Below are 19,860 nucleotides of genomic sequence, written 5' to 3'. Positions count from 1 at the left end.
AATTAAGTTACTCTGCCTTTAAAATTGGCAATTTATTTTGTAATGACTTGAAAATCACAAAAAGTGGCGTGTGGATTCTCACTAACTTGTATTTCGAGTGCTGTTGGGATGTTTTCAATACGGTAGGCTGAGATTGCCCAATAAAGCATTTCTTCGACTGTTGAAGACAATAGAGCAGGCTCTGGGTTTAAACCTAAAAAACGAAACGCATCAAATAATGCTGGTTTTGGCGCTCGTTTTGATATGGCCGGTGCGTAGTTTTGTTTTGATAATTTAAAACCGGGCTTTGCAACAGCCAATGGTAGATGCGCGTAGTTAGGTGCTGGTTGCCCTAGTTGCTTAAATAAGCTGAGTTGTCTTGCTGTTGGCTCGAGTAAATCGGCTCCACGCACCACGTGGCTTATTCCTTGTGCAATATCATCGACGACGACAACCAGCTGATAAGCAAATAAGCCATCACTTCGTTTTATAAGGTAGTCTTCTTTAGCAAGTCGGCTGTCAATATTAACCTGACCTTGAATAAGGTCGTGATATTCACTCGTCGCAAATTGCTGAGTTAAGCGCAGTGCAGAATCGTTTAATGGGTGATGTTTTGATTTGCAATACCCTTGGTATATTCCGCCCATTGCTTTGATTTCTTTACGGGTGCAATGACAGGCGTAGACAAGGTTCTTTGCAATGAGTGCGTCAACAACGGCTTGGTATTCAGTATGGCGTTTAGTTTGGTAGATAACGCCTTCGTCCCAGTGCAGACCATACGCTTCTAGAGTGCGTAATATGTCATCGCTTGCGCCGGGTACAACACGGGTTGTGTCAATGTCTTCTATTCGGACTAGCCACTTACCTTGATTTGATTTTGCATCAAGGAAGCTGCCCACAGCCGCTATTAATGAGCCAAAGTGCAATGGCCCAGAAGGTGATGGCGCAAAACGGCCCCTGTATGTGCGCATAGGCGCATTAACGGCTGTGGTAGACATAGGTTAATTAATGTATGTAATTAACCGCGTCCTGATTGTTTTTCTTTAATTTCCGCAAGCGTTTTACAGTCAACACATAAATCAGCTGTTGGACGCGCTTCTAAGCGGCGGATACCAATTTCGATACCACATGATTCACAATAACCAAAGTCATCATCTTTGATTAATTGAATTGTTTTTTCAATTTTCTTGATCAGTTTACGTTCGCGGTCACGAGTGCGAAGCTCTAAAGAGAACTCTTCTTCTTGTGCTGCACGGTCTACTGGATCTGGAAAGTTAGCTGCTTCATCTTGCATGTGCGATTTAGTACGGTCTACTTCGTTACGTAAATCGTTACGCCAAGCTTCTAAAATTGTTTTAAAATGAGCACGTTGTGCATCATTCATATACTCTTCACCCGGCTGTTCCTGATACGGCTCTAACCCGGCCTGAGCCAATAACCCTAGTCTTTTCTGGTCTGGCATAACTTTCTCCTAAATCCTTAATATTTTGCCCAGCATTAGCCGGCGGCTATAAATAGCAGAATCTTCTGTTTGAGGCAAATTTATTTTTTAATTAATCCTGTATGCCCCAACTTATCGACTTTAAAAATAAGAATGGGCGGTTTTATTCGTTTACACGGCCCGTGCAATTTTTAATTTGCTAAGTTATATGGGCAAAAAATCATATTACAACTTAAAACATGTGTTCATTGAGAAACTTTTTGGGGGTTGTGTCGTACCAGCGTTTAAATGCGCGTTGTAAAGCACTCTGCTCTGAAAATCCCAGTTTATTGCTGATCTCAAGCACTGAATAGCCTTGCAGTAACATGCGTTTTGCGTGTTGTTTTTTTTGCTGATCAATTAACTTTGTGAAGCTTAGTTGCTGCCCAGTGAGGTAGCGCTGCAAGCTGCGTTTCTTTAAGCCTAATTGTAATGCGGCTTGCTCAACACTTGGAATAACAGGGAATTGGCAGGCAATAAAGGCATTTAATTCATTAATATGATCTGCATACGGCGTTAAATCTCCCGCTTGCGATAACAAGAGTTGTTCAAGCTCTGGGTTTGGCGAGTGTAAACGGCTATTAAGTAGTTTTTCATTAAAAATAAGGCTGTTGGATTTGGCACCAAATTCGATAGGGCAGTTAAAAGTATGCTGATAAATGTGCACACTCGCAGTGCTCGGAATGGGTCTGGTAAGGGTTACTTTTTCAAGCGCAAGTTCAGCGTTCTGCTGGCAGCAGTGGTTTGCAAACGATAACCAACTACTAAACAGTTCATCGACCATGTAATGTCGTATTGGGCTTCGTGCATGCCAGCTCAGTTGGCATTGCTGCTGCACTTTTCTCAGCTCTATTCGACCAATGTTTCTTACCAGTGAATTTAATCTTTGCGCATGCTGCAGCGCTTTCTCAAGATTTTGACTCACCAAGGCGACATGCCCCAATAGCCCCCAGCTTTGTGCTTTGAGTGATTGACCAAACAAAAGGCCTATATGCTCTTGCTTAAGCTGGGTATCAGCATAATGCATTAACGATTCGTAATCTGATACAGGAAATCGGTAGCTAGTTTCATTGAGATAACAGCGGCGCTCAGCAAGTAATGCATGCAGCTGTTCTTTTTCAAGCCCTTGTTTTTGTAAGAAATAGACCAAGGAGCGAATGATTTGGCTATTGACATAAAACATAGTCGTTCATTTTTTATTATTATTAGCAACAGTTAAGCTGCATGACTAGGCGCGCAAAGTCAATATTTTGCGTGGAGGGTCAAGATTTAGTCTTTTAATTAAGGCAAGCTGGTTGATGGATATAATACTCATAATAAAGGAAGCACAATGAAACTTCATCCAATAATGTTCAGCATTGCAGCCGCATTTCTTGCTGTAGGTTGTAACTCAGATAACGATAATAAAACCGTTGAGCCCCCCGTTACGACAACACCCGAACCTGAAGATGTTGTAAAGGTCGCAATACCTACTTTTGCAGATAACAAGACGCTTGATGCCAATATTCGTTGGACAAGTTATGGCGTCCCACATATTACAGCATCAAACCTTGAAAGCTTGGCATTTGGCAGTGGCTATGCTTATGCAAAAGATCATGCGTGTTTATTAATGGATCAAATAATTAAAACCCGCGGCGAGCGTGCTAAATACTATGGCCCTGATCAAGTTGCGGGGAGTGGTGATTCAAAACACTTAATCTCTGATTTTGGTTATAAAGCACTAGGTGTAAATGAGTATGCGGCGGAACATTATGCTGAATTAGATGAAACAAGTCGTGCTCATTTTGAAGGGTTTGTGCAGGGCTTCAATAAATATGTGACTGATACGGGGGCTGAAAATTTAGCGCCTGAATGTGCATCTCAGCCTTGGGTTATTAGCTTAACGGCTCAAGATATGCTGGCTTATTCAATGGCGACAGTGCAACTTGCAAGCTCAGCTAACTTTTTAGAATTAGCATTTTTTGCAAACCCAGGTGATGGTGATGAGTATTTGCCTGTGCCAAGTGGTAGTGAACCGAGTGCCGTTTCGAGCCTTGTTAAAAATATAAATCAGCAAGCAAAGCAATTTAAGTTAGAGAAGAAATTTGAGCACTTGGGCTCAAATGGCTGGGGGCTGGGTAAAGAGATGATGGCCAACGGTCAGGGCGGATTATTAGCAAATCCACATTTTCCTCATGAAGGAAATTTGCGTTTTTGGCAGTCACACTTAACAGTCCCTGGTGCCATGAATGTGATGGGTGGGAGCCTGCAAGGCATGCCTGGCGTTATTAATATAGGTTTTAATGAACATGTGGCCTGGACGCACACCTTCTCGACGGCACGTCACTTTTTAATTTATCAGCTCGCATTAAATGAAAATGATCGCATGAGTTATGGTGTTGAGGGTGAGCAACACACTATTACCAGTAAAATGGTAACGGTGGAGGTTGCTGTGGGGCCAAACACAACGATTGAGCTTACAAAACCATTTTATTACAGCCACCATGGTTTGATGCTAGAAACGCCTGCTGAAAGAGGGTTAGGCTGGAATGACACTCAAGCATTTACCATAAAAGATGCCAATGAATTTAATATGGATGTTGTAGCGCAGTGGTCAGCACTCAACCAAGCCGTGAGTCTTGATGATATGAAAGCGTCATTCGCTCAGTTTGATGGGGTGTCGTTCAACAATACGATGGCAACAGATAAAACGGGCACTGTTTTTTACGTTGATGACAGCACAGTGCTTAAATTAGATGACACTGCTAACCTAGCAATTCGTTTGCAGCCTGAGCTCGTTGCTTTGAGGGAATCAACGGGCTTTGATTTGGTGCCTGGCAACATGAAGCTTTTTGAAAGCCAAGGTAAAGTGCCTTTTTCTGAAGCACCCCAGCTTACGCGGACAGACTATGTACAAAACTCGAATGATAGTTATTGGGTGACAAACTTAAAACAGCCTTTACTTGGTTTTGCTGCTCAGTATGGTGATGTACATAAGCCTTTATCACTAAGAACAAGAATGGGTCTGAAGTTATTGCAAGAAGGCGGGGGAGAAGACGGTAAATTTACACTTGATGAATTAGAACAGGCATTAATTGGCAATCGCATCTACTTAGGTGAACTGGTGTTTACCGATTTAGCCTCACAATGTATTGCCCAAGGAAATACACCGGTGCAAGTTTCAGCGGGTATTGACGTGGATATTAGTCCTGCCTGCGATATCGTTGCTAACTGGAATGGTGCTATGAACTTAGATACAGAAGGTGCTGCATTGATCCGTGAGTTTGCGCATCTATTTAATCCTTCAGCACACTTATATAACAACTTTGATGTTACAGACCCGGCTAATACGCCTCATACTCTACGCCAAGATAAAGTTGCATTAAAAGCGCTGGCGCACGCTATGTTAAATGTGCAGGCGAATGGGGTGCCATTAACAAGTACTTTAGCTGAGCTTCAGTTCGTAGAAAAATCACTGGCCGGAGGGCATGCTTCAGGTGAGCAGCTTTCATGGGCTGGGCCGATGCATGTTGAGGGAGGCTTTAATGTTTTCAGATACGATAGAAGTAATTTAACACGCTCTACTCTGATACCTTATGCTGATTATCAAACATTACCGGATGCAGTTACAGGCCAACCTTTAGCGTCAAATTTATCAGCGCAAGGCTACCCTGTGAACTATGGCTCAAGCTGGATGTTTGTGATGAATTTTACTGAGGATGGACCGGTTGCTAAAGGATTATTAACCATGTCACAGAGCTCTGATTCACGTTCAGAGCACTTTGATGATCAAAGCCGTTATTATTCTCAAACAGCAAAACTCAGACCGTTATACTACAAAGAAGCAGATATAGAACAAAATCTGATCGATGAAATTGATATCTCAATGACTAAGCAATAAACGGCACTTCTTCAGCCAGTACAATGTGACTGGCTGAAATCTCTGCTTTATAAGCATATACTTCTACACCACAGTCAACGGCGTGTACTAATAGTTCGCTGTATTTAGCATCTATATGTGATGCGCCACTGACTGTATTAATTCCTTGATGTAATACAGCAAAAAGCAAAACAGCTCGGTGCCCCTGTTGCACCATTTCTATTAACTCGCGCAGGTGCTTTTGTCCTCGCACTGTTTTAGCATCAGGAAAGTAACCTTGACCAGTTTCTGGCTTTTCTTCTGATAGCAAGGTCACTGACTTAACCTCAACATAGCAATGAGCGGCGTTTTCAGCCGTTAATAAAAAATCGATGCGGCTATTCTCTTGACCGTATTTCACTTCAGCTTGCAGTGTATCGTAGCCATCAAGCTGCTTGATAAGATGATTTTCGAGAGCTTCTTGAACGACTTGATTAGCAACTGCAGTATTAACACAAATTAAATGCCCATGCTGATTTTGGGTGAGTTGTAACGATTGCGGGTATTTACGTTTTGGGTTATCACTGGTTGAGTAAAACGCGTTAAAACCTGGCTCGGCACAGCCTGTCATTTTGCCTGTATTGGCGCAGTGTGCTGTAAATTGTTGATTATCTTGCGTGACTAAATCAGCTAAAAATCGCTTATAGCGCTTTAATAAAGTGGCTGATTGTAATGGAGGATTAAATTTCATTATTTTGTTTTTATTTGAGCTTTTCTATATTGTAAGTGAATAACCAAGCAGAGTGCACCTTCGTTGTCATTTAAGGCGTTATTTATCGCAAGCGGTTGGGAACTGACGTAGCCTGTAGTAAACTCAGTGAACAATTTTTAGCGCAAAAAGAGTATTCTAACATGTCGGAAAAATTTTTAGTTCAACTAAGCGAGCAGGCTGCTGCCGCACATTGGGGTGATAAAGCCTCTCTTTCTTTTACTGAACAAGGCGCAACTATTCATTTAACTGAACAAGATACACTTAAAAACGTTCAGAAAGCAGCGCGTACGTTAGCGAATCAAGGTTTAAAAAATATTGCGCTAACGGGTGATGTTTGGTGCACAGAAACACAGTGGGCTTTTTACCAAGGCTTTGTTTCACCAAAGAATTTAGACGCAGTTGAATTTGCCGAGAATGCAAAAACAGACAGCAAAGAGCTGGCTTCTTTAACGCAAGCAGCGACTTGGGCTCGTCAAATGATCAATGGGACCGCTGATGATATTTTCCCTGAAAGCCTTGCTGGTAAAGCGGCTGAGTTTATTCAGTCATTAGCACCTGAGCATGTTAGCTATCAAATCATTAAAGGGGATGCATTACTTGAGCAGCAATGGATTGGTATTCATGCGGTTGGTCGTGGTAGTGAGCGCCCACCTGTACTACTTGAGCTAGACTACAACCCTACGGGTGACGAAACGGCGCCAGTGGCTGCTGCGCTTGTTGGTAAAGGTATTACATTTGACTCTGGCGGTTACTCTATTAAGCCAAGTGAAGGCATGCTAGGCATGAAGTGTGACATGGGCGGTGCAGCAACCGTAACGGCTGGTTTAGCACTTGCGATTAACCGTGGCGTTAATAAGCGCATTAAATTATTCCTATGTTGTGCTGAAAACTTAATTTCAGGCCATGCATATAAACTAGGTGATATTCTTACCTATAAAAATGGCACCACAGTTGAAATTGTTAATACCGATGCAGAAGGCCGTCTAGTGCTTGCTGATGGCCTAATGGCTGCGGGTGAAACCGGTGCGCCATTAATTATTGATGCAGCAACGCTAACCGGTGCTGCACTGGTGGCTGTTGGTCAAGAGTACAACGCACTATTTGGCCTTGATAAAGAGTTTGTCCGTGAAGTGCAAGACTTTGCAGAGCAAGAAATGGAAGGCGCTTGGCCATTACCGCTTGAGAAGTGGCATCAACAAAATTGCCCTTCACCATATGCTGATACTGCAAACAGTCGCCCACAAAAAGGCGGTGGTTATGGTGGTGCATCGAATGCGGCTGGTTTCTTATCTCGCTTTGTGCCAAATGATGGCAAGGGATGGGTTCATATTGACCTTGCAGCAGCATTTAATATGGGTAGCACAAGCGAGTGGGCTGCAGGTGCAACAACTCAAGGGATGCGCACAGTAGCAAGAACGTTATTAGAGAAAGCGTAGTAACCAGTTTGCTAACTAAATAAGTAAAAACGCCCGATTATGGGCGTTTTTTGTTTTTGGTAATTTTACAAACGGATACAAGATTTTTCGCACAATATAGTATAAAATCTCGCCCCACATTTTCTCATCAAGTGGTTAGTTTATATTTCATTAACTACACTTGGATGATCAATTCACACTGGGGTTTCTATTTATGTCAGATAAGTGCTATATCACTGCGCAGCAGCTTCTCGAAGATTCATTTCGTGTTGCGGCACAAGTTTATGACGATGGTTTTCGTCCTGATTTCATCATTGGTATTTGGCGTGGTGGCGCTCCAATTGGTATTGCAGTACAAGAATACTACGATTACAAAGGCATAGAGACAGACCACATTGCTGTTCGTACATCATCGTATTACGGTATCAATCAGCAATCGAAAGAAATTAAAGTACACGGCCTGCATTATATTATTGAAAATGCAAATGCGGGTGACTCATTGCTTATTGTGGATGATGTTTTTGATTCTGGCCGCAGTATTTTTGCATTAAAAGAAAAGTTATCTGAATTAATGCGCTTAAACTTACCACGCGATATTCGCGTTGCTTGCCCCTACTACAAGCCTAAAAACTCAAAGGTAGACATGGTGCCAGATTATTATATTCATGAGTCTGACGAGTGGCTGGTGTTCCCTCACGAGCTTTCAGGCTTAACACCGGATGAAATTATTGAAGGTAAATCGGATTTAGCCAATATCCACGATTTACTGCTCAAAAAGTAAGTTTTTAAAAAATGCATGAAAAGGCCCTGTTTAGGGTCTTTTTTGTATTCAGTTCTCACACCAATTCGCAATAATACTTAATCATTTTAGAGATTAAATTGGTCACTACTAGGCTAAAAATTTCTGATTTACGACTGTATGGATGCAGGAGGTAGAGCAATGTAGGAGCAATCGCCGAGAACAACAAAATACCGAAATTTTGCTTTATTATCAACGAAGTTTTATCGCCTCAAAATTTCTTACTTAATTAAGCGAATTGGTATCATTTGATAGTGCTTGTTGAAGATCGCTTTTTGTTATTTAGCCTTGTTTGCTACTAGTCCCAGTTGCTATTCGTTGTTGTTGATGAGAAAAAAAAGTTAGTGCTTCGGGAGTGTATTTAATTTATCTCTTGTCTTTTTAGGGTGTATACAGCACCGCTCTGAAACCTCAATTTTACCGAATTATTTTAGGGAACTATTAGAATGTTAAAGATCAGCAAGCACATTTAGCATGCTCACATGTTCAAGAGAATAAAACTCATGGTACTGTTGTTCAACATGATAATTTTTATGGGGTTTTATAAAGTAGAGCCTTAGTGTCAAAAGCTTCTTTTCGGCAGGTGATATTGATGTAATAAAAAACCGCGCACAATGCGCGGTTTTATTTAGTCTAATTGGATTAAACTCGTGGATTAGTTACCGCCTGAACCACCTGAACCACCTGAACCACCAGTAATTGGTTGTTCTACAACTTCACATACTGTTGGGATATTAAGCGCAACAGCGGTAGTGTTAACTGCAAGAGCTTGAGATAGCCACGCATTGTTAACATAGTCATAGTAACGAATAGTGTAGCTAGCACCTTCTTCAAGTGAAACGTTGAAGGTTGCACCCTCTCCGTAGTATGCATTTACAACTCTATTACCAGAATACAACAATGATGTTGTTGGTGTAGGCACTGGAGCGGTGTTTACATCAAAGTCTTCTGTGTTGCTACATACTAGTTGTGTAGTGACAGATTTAGAAACTTTATTAGGTGATGTAGATGTAAGCTTTAATGTTTCGCCGTTCAAGTCACATAAATTATTTACACTTAATTTAGAGGCTGTGCCATCTGAATTACTGGCTAAACCATCTAACACGTTTTTGCCATTCTGACGGATCTTGATATTCACAGGGAACGCAGGAGGATTAGCGATATTAGCTTGTGAATAATCACCTGTATTGGCTTTTAATTGGCCTATATTGCGTCGATAACCGTTTGTCTCAAGAAGAAGAGTGTAACGGCCTGCATTAGGCTGGTCATTACTATCAACAATGTCAAACTGAAGGCTAGAACATAGATTGTTGTTGAAGTAGTCTAAGTTCCAGTAAGATAAGTGGTTAACATCAACAGTTACGTCAAATGTGTCTGCGCTTCCATTATCTTTAACTTCACCGTAGCTTTCAAATGACCATTTACCTGCATCTTCGTCATAGCTCCACACTGGGAAGATATCACCAACAGCTAATTTTCTAGCGGTAGGGGCAGTTAAAGTACAAGTGCCTTTACTGTAACCATTTGCTTCAGCGAAAGTTGCAACATCAGTTGTGCCTGCAGGTAAAGAGACTGGACATGGATTAGAAGTATTTTTATCAACTTGCATTGCTACAGTGATAGAATTTCCAGGACCAAAAGTACTAACTTTATTGCCTTCGTCATCGACTAACTCGATTGCAACAAAGCCACCTGAGGTAAATGAACCATCCACAGTTGAATCAGTGCCATCAGGATTTGCAACTGAAAGAGCTAAACCACCAGGGAAAGCGTCAAGCGAAGAGTTTTCTGTAGCGTCAGCTTCAGTTTCAGTGTCATTTCGAGTTGCTTCATTCGCGAAATAAGCTACGGTCATTTGTGGAGCTGATGTTAGAGCTGTACCGTCTTTAGTTAAGAATTGAGTGCCATTCTTAATTTTTACTGTTGTACCACCAACAGCAACACCAGCTTTATTGATTGACTGCGGTAGTTCAATTTCAGTTTTATCACCCGAAATGCTTAGACCAGTAGTTGGATCGTAAGAAACAGTTGTGTTTTCACCTGCAGGCACAAGTGATTCAAGAGTCTTTGTTTCAGCAACAATTGCAATATCAGAGTTAGCAAGAGTTCGTGGAGTTAAACGAATTTCTTCTGCCGATACATTTTCTGCCGTTGTAACAGTTAAAGAACCTGAGTTGTTTAAGTAACCATCTGCAGAAACAACATAGTCATACGTAATACCATTTGCAGGAATAGAACCAACGGTGAAAGAGAATGTTCCTGCTGTTGTTGATTTATCTGCATCTGCAAGCGCTTCACCAGCTACATTTAAAAGTCCATCTTCAGGTGATGTAAAAGTTATAGTAGCTGTAACAGTGTCTGCTAAAGGTTGACCTGTCGCATCCAGTAAGCTAACTGAGATAGCACCAGCTTGCGTCTCAACTGCAGTCGGTGGAACAGCTACATCTTGCGTTGGTACTGGAGGCTTTGGTACAGTTGTGTTGTCGTCGTTATCACTAAAACAACCGCTTAAGCTTAGAGTGACACCTAACGCTAGCGCTAGCTTTGTTAGTTTAAATTCATTGTTTCCCATAATCGTTACCTTTCTTTCCTTTATCGTAAAGTAATCAGACTTTTATTAGAGCAAATAGTACCGGTTTGTGCACCGAAATACGCCACACATGGTTATCTGTTATTGAAGGATAAGCGTACATTATATATACGTCAAGTGAACATTATATATACTTTCATTAATAGAATAAGAAAGTTTTGTCTCGTCCTTCAAACACTGTGGGCGGCACATTTCGCTTTGCCGAATTATAATACAGAGCACAGCTATTAAAAAGCTCAACTCTATGAATATTTATAGTTTATGCAACTGAACTCATGCTGACTATTAATTTCAGTTTGCCTGCGTAATTGTAAAGCATAATAACAGATTATGTAACAAGTTTATAACTGCGAAAAACTGTCTACGTAATCACTCAGTTTGTCTATGTCGACCACTTGTAAACCTTGATTGCTGCGTTTTACTAAGCCCTTTTCTACAAGCTCAGTCACAACACGTCGATAGGCACGTTCGGTGGTGGCAAAACGTTCAGCTTCAGCATTCACTGTTGGGTAGGCTCTAAGCAGTGTTGGGTTATTATTTTCAGCTCTTAATAAACAATCTTTAGCAATATTATAGCTTAAGGGTAATAGCAATTTGTCTAGGTTGATTTTTTGGTTCTCTTGAAACTTAGCGGCTATTGTTTGTGCTGTGTATAAACTCAGTTCTGGTTTTTCTAAAAGTAGTGCGCGCCAATGTTTAAGCTCAATGAGATTGTAACTAACATCACTGAAACACGTTACTGTGTAGATACAAGGGAGGTTGTTAAGAGCTTCAATCTCACCAATTAATGTATTATTACAGTCAAGTTGACCGAGCAAAAGGCGGCGACCATTACCGACATCGTAACTAAACGAAACGGTACCACTTCTCACTAATACGAGTTTGGAAAGTGGTTGATCTTGATGGATCAGCACTTCTTTTTTGGCTTGTTGAAAACGACTCCCTGCAAAAGTGAGTAATTGATCAACAAGGTAGCTTGAAAAATGATATTGAAACATTAACGCCGCTCTTCGGACAATTGTCCTATTTATTACATCTTAATGACGCTAGCATTAAGATTCTAAGAATTTATGCTAACTTACTAGTAAGGTGTTCACGTTACTCATACCTTCATTTCCCGTGTAATGATTTTAAAGTCGGGTTAATTCTCAGGCTTTACAAGGTTTTTAGTAAGTTAGCTTTTTTATTTTCATTGTCAAAGTGAGCAATGAGTGAGTCTAAAAATGACAAACTCTAATGCTAACCTAAAGCCTAGGAGAGAACAATTGAGTTGGGAATATTTAGGCTATTTAGCATCTGCATTATTGGTCGCTTCTTTAACAATGAGCGATGTTATGAAGCTTCGTTGGTTTAACTTAGCAGGCTGTATCGCATTTACTCTTTATGGTGTAGCAATTGATGCCGTACCTGTGGCATTTACCAATGGCTTGCTTACCTTCGTAAATATCTACCATATTATAAAATTAAAGCGTCAACCGACAGTTGACGCTAAAAAGTAATTTAATTTTCGTCTTCAAGTGTATATTTAAGCTCACCAGCCAGCCAGGTTTGCTGTACTTTTATAGCGTGAACGTCAGCGAGCGGCACCGTGTAATAATCTTTATTGATTAAAATAAAGTCAGCCCATTTTCCTTGTTCTAAACTTCCTACTTTAAATTCTTGATGGGCAGCGTAAGCGCCTCCCAATGTAAACGCTCTTAGTGCTTCATCACGTGACAGTAACTCTTCAGGACGCCAACCTCCTTCAGGAAGTTGGTTATGGTCCATGCGTGTAATTGCTGAGTATAAGCCATCGAATGGGTCAGCAAGTTCAACGGGGAAATCAGAGCCTGCCGCAATAATGGAGCCTTGTGATAAAAATGTTTTCCACGCATAGGCACCCGTCAACTGTGTTTCGTTCAGACGCTGCTCAGCCATGTGCATATCAGAAGTCGCATGAACAGGCTGCATGGAAGGAATAATTTTTAACGCTTTAAAGCGAGGAATATCGTTTGGCGACACAATTTGCGCGTGTTCAATGCGGTTCCGTAATAAAATGCCTCCCGACTTCTTGAAGACATTTTCATAAGCATCTAAAACGGTTTTATTTGCTTGGTCGCCAATCGCATGGGTATTCGCGCTAAAGCCGTGTGAAAAACTTAAGGTAAAAAGTTGTTCAAGTTTTTCTTGCGTTTCGAGCATTAAGCCATGATGGTTTTTGCGATCAGCGTACTCATTAATTAATGCAGCGCCTCGACTGCCTAATGCACCATCTGCATAGACTTTTACACTGCCAATGGAGAGCATGTCGTTCATATCTTTATAGCGACCAGCTTTAAGCATGGTTTCGAGCTTTGGATCGCCAGCACTGAGCATAGCAACAATTCTAACAGGCAGATTATTGTGTTCTGCACGCTGTTTATACACTTGCCACGTATCGTAGTCTATACCTGCATCGTGTGCTGATGTAATGCCTAAACTGAGTAGGTGATTACCGGCGTTATCAAGTGCGCGATTGATACTCGCGTGATCTGTCTTGGGGATGTGTTGCGTTACTAATGTTTCTGCTTTATCAATAAACACCCCTGATGGCTGACCCGAAGGAAGTTTAATTATTTCGCCTCCAGAGGGCGTATCTGTTTGCGCCGTTATGCCAGCCAACGCCATTGCTTTTGAATTGACCCACACGGCATGACCATCAACGCGAGACAGCACAACAGGCTTGTCTTTTACGTATTTGTCTAAATCTGCTGCCGTAGGAAATTGACCGCCAGGCCAATGTTCTTGGTTCCAGCCTCGGCCAATTATCCAACCTTGTTTATCTTTAGCGAATTCGGCCAACATTTTACCGACCATATCGACAGATTGGGTATTTCTAACATCCAGTTGTGACAAGTTATTGCCAAGCCCAATTATATGACCATGTGCATCAATAAGCCCGGGCAGCAGTGTTGCCTTTTTACCATCGATCGTTGTCGCATCAGGAAAACTAGCCTTAAGGGAATCATCGCCTGTTTTGACAACTTTTCCATCTTTAAAGACTAAGGTTGAAAATTGCTGTGTCTGACCTTGATAGGTTGGTGTGTAACCATTTACGTTATAAATAACGGTAGTGTTAGCGAAGCAAGATATCGATGCAGTTGCGAGTAAGCTGATAATGAGTTTCATACTATTCTTATTTTTATTGATTTATAAAAACAGTATCAGAGTTGCTGTAAACTGCAAATAATTAGGTAATTAAAACGTGCAAAAGGGTGACTCGCACCCTCAGCATTATTTGCTAGCATATTCATTAAATTCAGCGAACGATAACTTATTGTCTTTATCGCTGTCGTAACTTTTAAAACGAGACCACAGAGCGGGGTCTCGTGCAGATTCAGAACGGCTTAAGAAGCCATCTTCATTACGATCGAGTTGTTTAAATTTTTCTCCAATACTTTCTGTTGCAAAAACCATACTGCTATATAAACCACAGATTATAAGACTGGCGAAAGTGTATTTTGACATTGCTTTAACTCTTGTTTGTTAAGTAGTGCTTAAATTCAAGGAGTGATATTTGCTGATCGTTGTCTGTATCCCATTTAGCCATGTGCTTTTGCAAGTGTGGCTGAGATGCAAGCTCTTCAACACTTAAATAACCATTTTTATCTTTGTCTAAATGATCAAATCGCTGCTTAACATCTAATGCTAAGGTATTGAAGCTTATAGTAATTAAAGTGCATGAAGCAAGTGTCGCAATTTTCATAATAAAACTCCTCAGAAAGTAAAATCCTTTTTGGGAAAAGTGCTTGCCATAATTTAAATCCCAAAATTTAAATCCGTTTACACGCTCCCTCTGGGATTATGGCAAGCACTTTAAGAGGTTAAGGTTTGAATTTTTCAAACTCTTGTTCAGATAATCGCTGATCATTATTTGTATCAAGATCAGTAAATTGCTTAATTAGCTCAGGGTGTTCATTGGCTTCAGAAAGTGAAATTGCATTGTCTGCATTGCTATCAAACTTAGTAAAACGAACATCCATTTGAGATGCCAAAACGGTCGCACTGATAGCCAAAAATATCAGCGAAAAGGCAGCGATAAGTTGTTTCATAACAATCTCCTATTGAATAAACGACTGAAACTCTGGAAATGAAATTTGGCCATCCTCATTACTATCAATTTGAGAAAAATTGCCATGTAACAGTGCGTCCTCAGATGCTTCAGACTCACTTAGCGCGCCATTACTGTCTTTATCAAGTTCATTAAACGTCTCGTTGAGATCAAGCGCGTATGAGCTTATTGATACTAAGCTGGCAAGCATGATTGAAATACAGGCCATCGTTTTCATTTTGTTTCCTAAAATCTATAACTTATTACGGTATAAACAAAAACAATGCCAATTTTAAAATTCATTTAATATCAATGGTTTATATATTCCCCGAGTGATTTGCTCAGCAATACTTACAAAGAGTTGTGTCTTTTTTGCAACGTTTTTTGGGTTCTAAAGGATTATTCATTTTAAAACAGAGAGTTATATTGTTGCTGATTAGCAACAAAAAAGCATTTATTGGTTAAAAAGTGCTGTTATATAGGCTGGATTCAGCGAGTGTCTAAGTTATTTATCTAATAATCATCTTCTGTCACGTTGAAAAGGATCAGTATGCAAGGTCTCGTTGCGAATAAATTTAAACATGCGCTCGATTGGCGGCCCAGTTTAATTGGCCAGTTTGTTTTTAGCACTTTGTTGTCTTTGCTGCCTTTATCGTTGGTTGTGATCGTGTTTCTAAACGCACTGAATAAACAATTGGCTGTGACACAAAAAATTGTCAGCGATAATTATTTAGTTACAAAGGCGTTTAATAGTTTAAAACAAGATTTAAATAGCCTAGAAAGAGCAACAAGACAAAACTGGGTTTTAAAAAGTGAATCACTCGATACCTTAATTGAAAATAAGTGGCAGTCATCGCTGCAAAGTATTGATGAGCTTATTTTTCTTAGTCCATCGACAGAGTATGTGGCGCAGTGGCAGCAATTGGCAGAAGTACTCAACTTTGCCCAGCAACACTTAGTTGCAGAGCAAAAACAAGATGGTGAATTATTTGCCCCAGCAAGCAAACTTATTGCAGAGCAAACGGTGTGGCTACGTGATCAAAATGAATTACGGATCACCAAGAATCAACAGCAATTAAAGGCGCTTCAAGCGTCGTTTATAAACTGGTTGATTGCATTAATTCCACTCACATTATTAGTAAGTGGTGGGTTTTTATGGCGGATCAGTGGCCGTTTAGGTGAACTAACAAGTGTAATAGATAAACTAGGTCAAGGTCATTGGCAGCAGAAAATTTCTGTACGAGGCTCATCGGAGCTAGTTGAGTTAGGTAATAAATTAGAGTGGGTGCAAGCGCAGCTGCATATGCTAGAGCAACAAAAAGACACCTTTTTACGTCATGTTACTCACGAATTAAAAACACCGCTTGCCTCCATGGTTGAAGGCACTGATTTACTCGCTGATGAAATTGTTGGCCCAATTAATAGCGAGCAGCAAGCTGTCCTTGAGCTAATTACACAGAGTATGGCGCGTTTACGAGTGATGATTGAAAGCTTATTAAATTATAACGCGATTCGTACCAGTAAAGAGAGTGTCACAGAGCTTAACTTCAATAGTATGAAATCGAATATTGAGCGTCACTTTGAACATCGTTTAATTGCGCGAAATCAGTCGTTAATATGGGTAAATGAACTTCCCTCAAAAGCGATGTATATTTCTTCCGAGTTGTTAGAAATGATGCTTGTGCAACTCATTTCCAATGCCTTGAAATTTTCACCTGAACAAGGCGTTGTCACGGTCGAAGCTCGTTATAAACACACTCAGCTTCAAGTGACGGTCAGTGATGTCGGTAAAGGCATTGCTGATTCTGAAAAGACCGCTGTTTTTGGTGCCTTTTATCAGGGGAAAAATGCCAAAGAGCAAACTGAAATGGGCAGTGGTCTTGGCCTCACAATAGTGAAAGAAACGGTTGAGCAACTGAGAGGCACACTTAATATTGCTGATAATGAACCGCAAGGCTGTCGATTTACAGTGACATTACCAATTCAAGTAACCCAAGGAGTTAACTGATATGGGCTTCGTAAATAAAGCCAGTTTTATACCCGCTGTACTCGTTGTATTTTTGACCGGGTGTGCGTTAACACAGCCAACATCATCGACAGCACAAAAAGAGCATAAAACACAGCTAACACCAAAGGAGCAACCTAATCCTAAACCAAGGCCTAAAAGCGAGCCTGTGTATCCGCCTGCACGTTTGGTTATTGCATGGCATGCAGAGCAATGCGGTGGCTTTAAAAGTACGCCGCAGAAGCAGACGTATGTAGGGCAAAAAGAGTTGATCAGTTTATTTAAATATTTATGTATACACAGTGCCTCAGAACCTAAACAAGCATTAGCATTACTGGAAAGCAGTGATCAAGCTTATTATTGGCCTGATGATATAAAACAGTATTTATGGCTACAAAAACAAAGTGTTCAACATAGTCTAAAGGCCAAGCAAGCCAAGCAGGCCTTAACAGAAAAAATGGAAAAAACGTTGTCGTCACTGGCGACAATTGAACAACAATTGCTGTTACGCGAAGAAACTAAGGAGCAGTAACCATGGCTGAGATAACAAAACCACGCATATTGTTGGTTGATGACGATGCAAGTTTACTGAAATTACTTGCAATTAGAATCGAATCAAAAGGGTATCAAGTTAGCACGGTTGAGAGTGGTCTGGCTGCGCTGCAGCAATTAAAAATGCAAACCTTTGATGCTGTGATTACCGACTTACGTATGGATGAAATGGACGGTATGGCGCTGCACCGCCAGTTGCAAAGTCGCTATCCGTCTATGCCAGTCATTATGATGACAGCGCATGGCTCTATCCCCGATGCAGTTGAAGCAACTAAGCAGGGGATCTTTGCGTTTATTACCAAGCCAGTTGATAAAGATGAGTTATTTGATAGCCTCGCCAAAGCAATCGAGATCCATGGTGTGCATGGTGATGAAACTCCAACGCAAACAAACATAGTTACGCGCAGCGGTGCCATGTTACACCTCCTTGAGCAAGTAAAGTTACTTGGGCCAACGCATGTTAATGTATTAATTTCAGGGGCGAGTGGCACAGGTAAGGAGTTATTAGCACAGGCGATTCATCAGCATAGTCACGTTAGTGATGGGCCTTTTGTTGCAATTAACTGTGGGGCTGTACCAGGTGAGTTGTTAGAATCAGAATTATTTGGTCATAAAAAAGGTGCGTTTACTGGGGCGGTAAAAGATCACCAGGGTTTGTTTCAACAGGCTCAAGGTGGTACCCTTTTTCTTGACGAAATAGGTGATATGCCTCTGAATTTACAAGTAAAGCTATTACGTGTATTGCAAGAAAAAACAATTCGTCCCGTGGGATTTCAAGAAGAAATTCCTATTGATGTACGGATAGTATCGGCAACGCATAAAAACTTACCTGAAGCGATTAATAACCAATTGTTTCGTGAAGATTTGTATTACCGACTCAATGTGGTGAACTTAAAGCTTCCTCCTTTGTGTGAAAGACGGGAAGACATAAGCTTGCTGGCACAGCACTTTGCAAGCGTAATAGCAAAACGTATGAATCAAGATGAAAAGCGTTTTGCTAATGACGCAATGCATGCATTGGTGCGTTATGACTGGCCTGGTAATATTCGTCAGTTACAAAACGTGATTGAACAAGTTGTCGCGCTGACCCCAGGTAATGTAATTGCGGTACAGCTAGTTGAAAGCGCGCTCAATAGTAATGTAAGTAATGCAGAGCCATTATCATTAAACGATGCTAAAAAAGAGTTTGAGCGTGACTATTTAATAAATACGCTAAAAATGGCAGCCGGCAATGTCGCAGAGGCTGCAAAGCTTGCAAAACGAAATCGCTCAGATTTTTATAAACTAATTAAAAAACACAACATTAATGTAGAAAATTTAATCTAGATACAACAAAACCTAGATGCAAAAAAAGGAAAGCGCATGGGGCTTTATTTAGTTTACCTTGGTGGTCGTATACAAGGCTGTCATATCGAAATGCACGATGTTCGATTTGTTGTTGGTGATAAAATTGAAGACACCTACTCAAAGCTAAAAGCGCAGTGGGTGGGTGACAAAGGCAGTGTGCACATGGATAGCTTCATGCATATTCAGCACATTGATGGTTACAAAGTAGAGGTGATAGAAGGGGCTCACGAGCAACCTGAAAAGCTTTATTTTGTTAATTTAGGCGCGTATCGAGCAGACAGTCTTGCCGAACAACATGATTTTGCATTGTATGTTGCGCGCAGCAGTGAGGAAGCAAAGCAACGTGCTAAAGACTCTTTGCTTGCAGGGCTGACACATTTGCACAAAGATGATTTACATGACGTAGATGATTGTTTTGCTATCGATTTACTCGATAGCAACTTGACCCTTAAGCTAACACCAAGTGGGCACTCTCAAGCGATGAAACCCGATTGGTTTGGCTATCACGTTTTATAGTGAATTAATTAGTCATCATTCTCGCTTTTACTGGCAACCTTAAAAGCAATGATGACTAAAGCAAACAGTGCAAAAGGGAGTGCAGCAAGTAAATATTCTACAGTATGGCTATCTTGGTAGTTAGGCTGAAGTAAAAAGTGCCCAGCAACACATAACAAGATTGCCACAAACAAAACAGGCAATAAGATTAACTCTTTTTTTGGCGAGTGATTTTTCATTACATAAGGTCAAATTTCAATGGTGGGGCATTGTAATGAGCTAAGTTAAGCTAGGTCAAATAACTTGGTGACTTATATTGCGCTGTATCAACTTTTTTAGTCGGTATTTTCTTTGGTTGCTTTTTAGGCTCTGCGGGTTTATCTGTTACATCATTACAATTATAAAGTGCCATTATGAATTCGATTTCTTCACGTTGTAACCTTGATTGCATGATGCCCCCTCGAGTCAAATTTGCCTTTTATAGTACAATATACTAAGCCCGCTAATCTGAATTATTGG

21 protein-coding genes are annotated in these 19,860 nt (G+C 40.7%); 8 read left to right on the top strand and 13 right to left on the bottom strand.

The features are described 5' to 3' along the window. Positions 1 to 32: 32 nt before the first annotated feature. From gluQRS to ACSSVW_RS05205, 3 genes are all read right to left on the bottom strand, one after another. Complete coding sequence (gene gluQRS / locus ACSSVW_RS05215; protein WP_454178982.1) at positions 33 to 977, bottom strand: tRNA glutamyl-Q(34) synthetase GluQRS; 945 nt, start codon at positions 975 to 977, stop codon at positions 33 to 35. A gap of 20 nt (positions 978 to 997) precedes the next feature. Further along, a complete protein-coding gene (gene dksA, locus ACSSVW_RS05210) occupies positions 998 to 1,441 on the bottom strand; it encodes an RNA polymerase-binding protein DksA (protein WP_036970706.1) in 444 nt (147 codons plus the stop codon). A gap of 211 nt (positions 1,442 to 1,652) precedes the next feature. After that, positions 1,653 to 2,642 carry an AraC family transcriptional regulator ligand-binding domain-containing protein gene (locus tag ACSSVW_RS05205; RefSeq protein ID WP_454178981.1) on the bottom strand — a complete coding sequence of 330 codons (990 nt, stop codon included), beginning with the start codon at positions 2,640 to 2,642 and terminating at the stop codon, positions 1,653 to 1,655. A gap of 147 nt (positions 2,643 to 2,789) precedes the next feature. On the opposite strand from ACSSVW_RS05205, the gene ACSSVW_RS05200 reads away from it, so the two are divergent. Continuing rightward, entirely contained in the window at positions 2,790 to 5,339 is a 2,550-nt protein-coding gene (locus ACSSVW_RS05200; RefSeq protein WP_454178980.1) for a penicillin acylase family protein, read from the top strand. Here the strand turns inward: ACSSVW_RS05200 and sfsA are convergent. Next, positions 5,329 to 6,048, bottom strand: coding sequence for a DNA/RNA nuclease SfsA (gene sfsA / locus ACSSVW_RS05195; RefSeq protein WP_074988886.1), 720 nt, complete (start codon positions 6,046 to 6,048; stop codon positions 5,329 to 5,331). The two genes, ACSSVW_RS05200 and sfsA, sit on opposite strands and share 11 nt — an antisense overlap. 161 nt (positions 6,049 to 6,209) lie before the next feature. Here sfsA and pepB point away from each other — a divergent pair, with 161 nt between their 5' ends. After that, positions 6,210 to 7,505 carry an aminopeptidase PepB gene (gene pepB, locus ACSSVW_RS05190; RefSeq protein ID WP_036971743.1) on the top strand — a complete coding sequence of 432 codons (1,296 nt, stop codon included), beginning with the start codon at positions 6,210 to 6,212 and terminating at the stop codon, positions 7,503 to 7,505. Between the two features lie 193 nt (positions 7,506 to 7,698). Then, entirely contained in the window at positions 7,699 to 8,265 is a 567-nt protein-coding gene (locus ACSSVW_RS05185; protein ID WP_036970696.1) for a phosphoribosyltransferase, read from the top strand. A gap of 673 nt (positions 8,266 to 8,938) precedes the next feature. Here ACSSVW_RS05185 and ACSSVW_RS05180 read toward each other — a convergent pair. Next, a complete protein-coding gene (locus ACSSVW_RS05180) occupies positions 8,939 to 10,855 on the bottom strand; it encodes a hypothetical protein (protein ID WP_421419347.1) in 1,917 nt (638 codons plus the stop codon). A gap of 359 nt (positions 10,856 to 11,214) precedes the next feature. Next, positions 11,215 to 11,871 (bottom strand): Crp/Fnr family transcriptional regulator, encoded by a 657-nt coding sequence (locus ACSSVW_RS05175; RefSeq protein WP_036970695.1) that lies wholly within the window; start codon positions 11,869 to 11,871, stop codon positions 11,215 to 11,217. A gap of 267 nt (positions 11,872 to 12,138) precedes the next feature. Here ACSSVW_RS05175 and ACSSVW_RS05170 point away from each other — a divergent pair, with 267 nt between their 5' ends. Beyond that, positions 12,139 to 12,372, top strand: coding sequence for a YgjV family protein (locus ACSSVW_RS05170; RefSeq protein WP_036970694.1), 234 nt, complete (start codon positions 12,139 to 12,141; stop codon positions 12,370 to 12,372). Position 12,373: 1 nt separating this feature from the next. Here ACSSVW_RS05170 and ACSSVW_RS05165 read toward each other — a convergent pair whose 3' ends face one another. The 5 genes from ACSSVW_RS05165 to ACSSVW_RS05145 form a co-directional block, all read right to left on the bottom strand. Continuing rightward, on the bottom strand, positions 12,374 to 14,020 hold the full coding sequence (locus ACSSVW_RS05165; RefSeq protein WP_036970692.1) for an amidohydrolase: 1,647 nt from the start codon (positions 14,018 to 14,020) through the stop codon (positions 12,374 to 12,376). 105 nt (positions 14,021 to 14,125) lie between these two features. Next, complete coding sequence (locus ACSSVW_RS05160; RefSeq protein ID WP_065978055.1) at positions 14,126 to 14,359, bottom strand: EF-hand domain-containing protein; 234 nt, start codon at positions 14,357 to 14,359, stop codon at positions 14,126 to 14,128. Positions 14,360 to 14,363: 4 nt separating this feature from the next. Continuing rightward, positions 14,364 to 14,597 carry an EF-hand domain-containing protein gene (locus ACSSVW_RS05155; protein ID WP_075594530.1) on the bottom strand — a complete coding sequence of 78 codons (234 nt, stop codon included), beginning with the start codon at positions 14,595 to 14,597 and terminating at the stop codon, positions 14,364 to 14,366. Between the two features lie 118 nt (positions 14,598 to 14,715). Then, positions 14,716 to 14,943 (bottom strand): EF-hand domain-containing protein, encoded by a 228-nt coding sequence (locus tag ACSSVW_RS05150; protein ID WP_065978056.1) that lies wholly within the window; start codon positions 14,941 to 14,943, stop codon positions 14,716 to 14,718. Between the two features lie 9 nt (positions 14,944 to 14,952). Continuing rightward, positions 14,953 to 15,180 carry an EF-hand domain-containing protein gene (locus tag ACSSVW_RS05145; RefSeq protein ID WP_036970684.1) on the bottom strand — a complete coding sequence of 76 codons (228 nt, stop codon included), beginning with the start codon at positions 15,178 to 15,180 and terminating at the stop codon, positions 14,953 to 14,955. Positions 15,181 to 15,492: 312 nt separating this feature from the next. Here ACSSVW_RS05145 and ACSSVW_RS05140 point away from each other — a divergent pair, with 312 nt between their 5' ends. The 4 genes from ACSSVW_RS05140 to ACSSVW_RS05125 are packed head-to-tail and all read left to right on the top strand — an operon-like array spanning position 15,493 to position 19,362. Beyond that, positions 15,493 to 16,950 carry a HAMP domain-containing sensor histidine kinase gene (locus ACSSVW_RS05140; RefSeq protein ID WP_118844039.1) on the top strand — a complete coding sequence of 486 codons (1,458 nt, stop codon included), beginning with the start codon at positions 15,493 to 15,495 and terminating at the stop codon, positions 16,948 to 16,950. A 1-nt stretch (position 16,951) separates the two neighbouring features. Continuing rightward, positions 16,952 to 17,479, top strand: coding sequence for a hypothetical protein (locus ACSSVW_RS05135; RefSeq protein WP_454178979.1), 528 nt, complete (start codon positions 16,952 to 16,954; stop codon positions 17,477 to 17,479). Between the two features lie 2 nt (positions 17,480 to 17,481). Then, complete coding sequence (locus ACSSVW_RS05130) at positions 17,482 to 18,825, top strand: sigma 54-interacting transcriptional regulator (RefSeq protein ID WP_065978059.1); 1,344 nt, start codon at positions 17,482 to 17,484, stop codon at positions 18,823 to 18,825. Between the two features lie 36 nt (positions 18,826 to 18,861). Next, positions 18,862 to 19,362 (top strand): DUF1543 domain-containing protein, encoded by a 501-nt coding sequence (locus tag ACSSVW_RS05125; protein ID WP_074988889.1) that lies wholly within the window; start codon positions 18,862 to 18,864, stop codon positions 19,360 to 19,362. Between the two features lie 8 nt (positions 19,363 to 19,370). Here the strand turns inward: ACSSVW_RS05125 and ACSSVW_RS05120 are convergent, their stop codons facing one another. After that, positions 19,371 to 19,580 carry a hypothetical protein gene (locus tag ACSSVW_RS05120; RefSeq protein ID WP_036970671.1) on the bottom strand — a complete coding sequence of 70 codons (210 nt, stop codon included), beginning with the start codon at positions 19,578 to 19,580 and terminating at the stop codon, positions 19,371 to 19,373. Positions 19,581 to 19,630: 50 nt separating this feature from the next. Beyond that, complete coding sequence (locus ACSSVW_RS05115; RefSeq protein WP_454178978.1) at positions 19,631 to 19,792, bottom strand: hypothetical protein; 162 nt, start codon at positions 19,790 to 19,792, stop codon at positions 19,631 to 19,633. Between the last annotated feature and the right edge of the window lie 68 nt (positions 19,793 to 19,860).

The sequence above is a fragment of the Pseudoalteromonas sp. MBR-15 genome, from assembly GCF_053628915.1.
The sequence above is the reverse complement of the archived record's forward strand: the minus strand, read 5'-3'. Positions and strand labels throughout refer to the sequence as shown.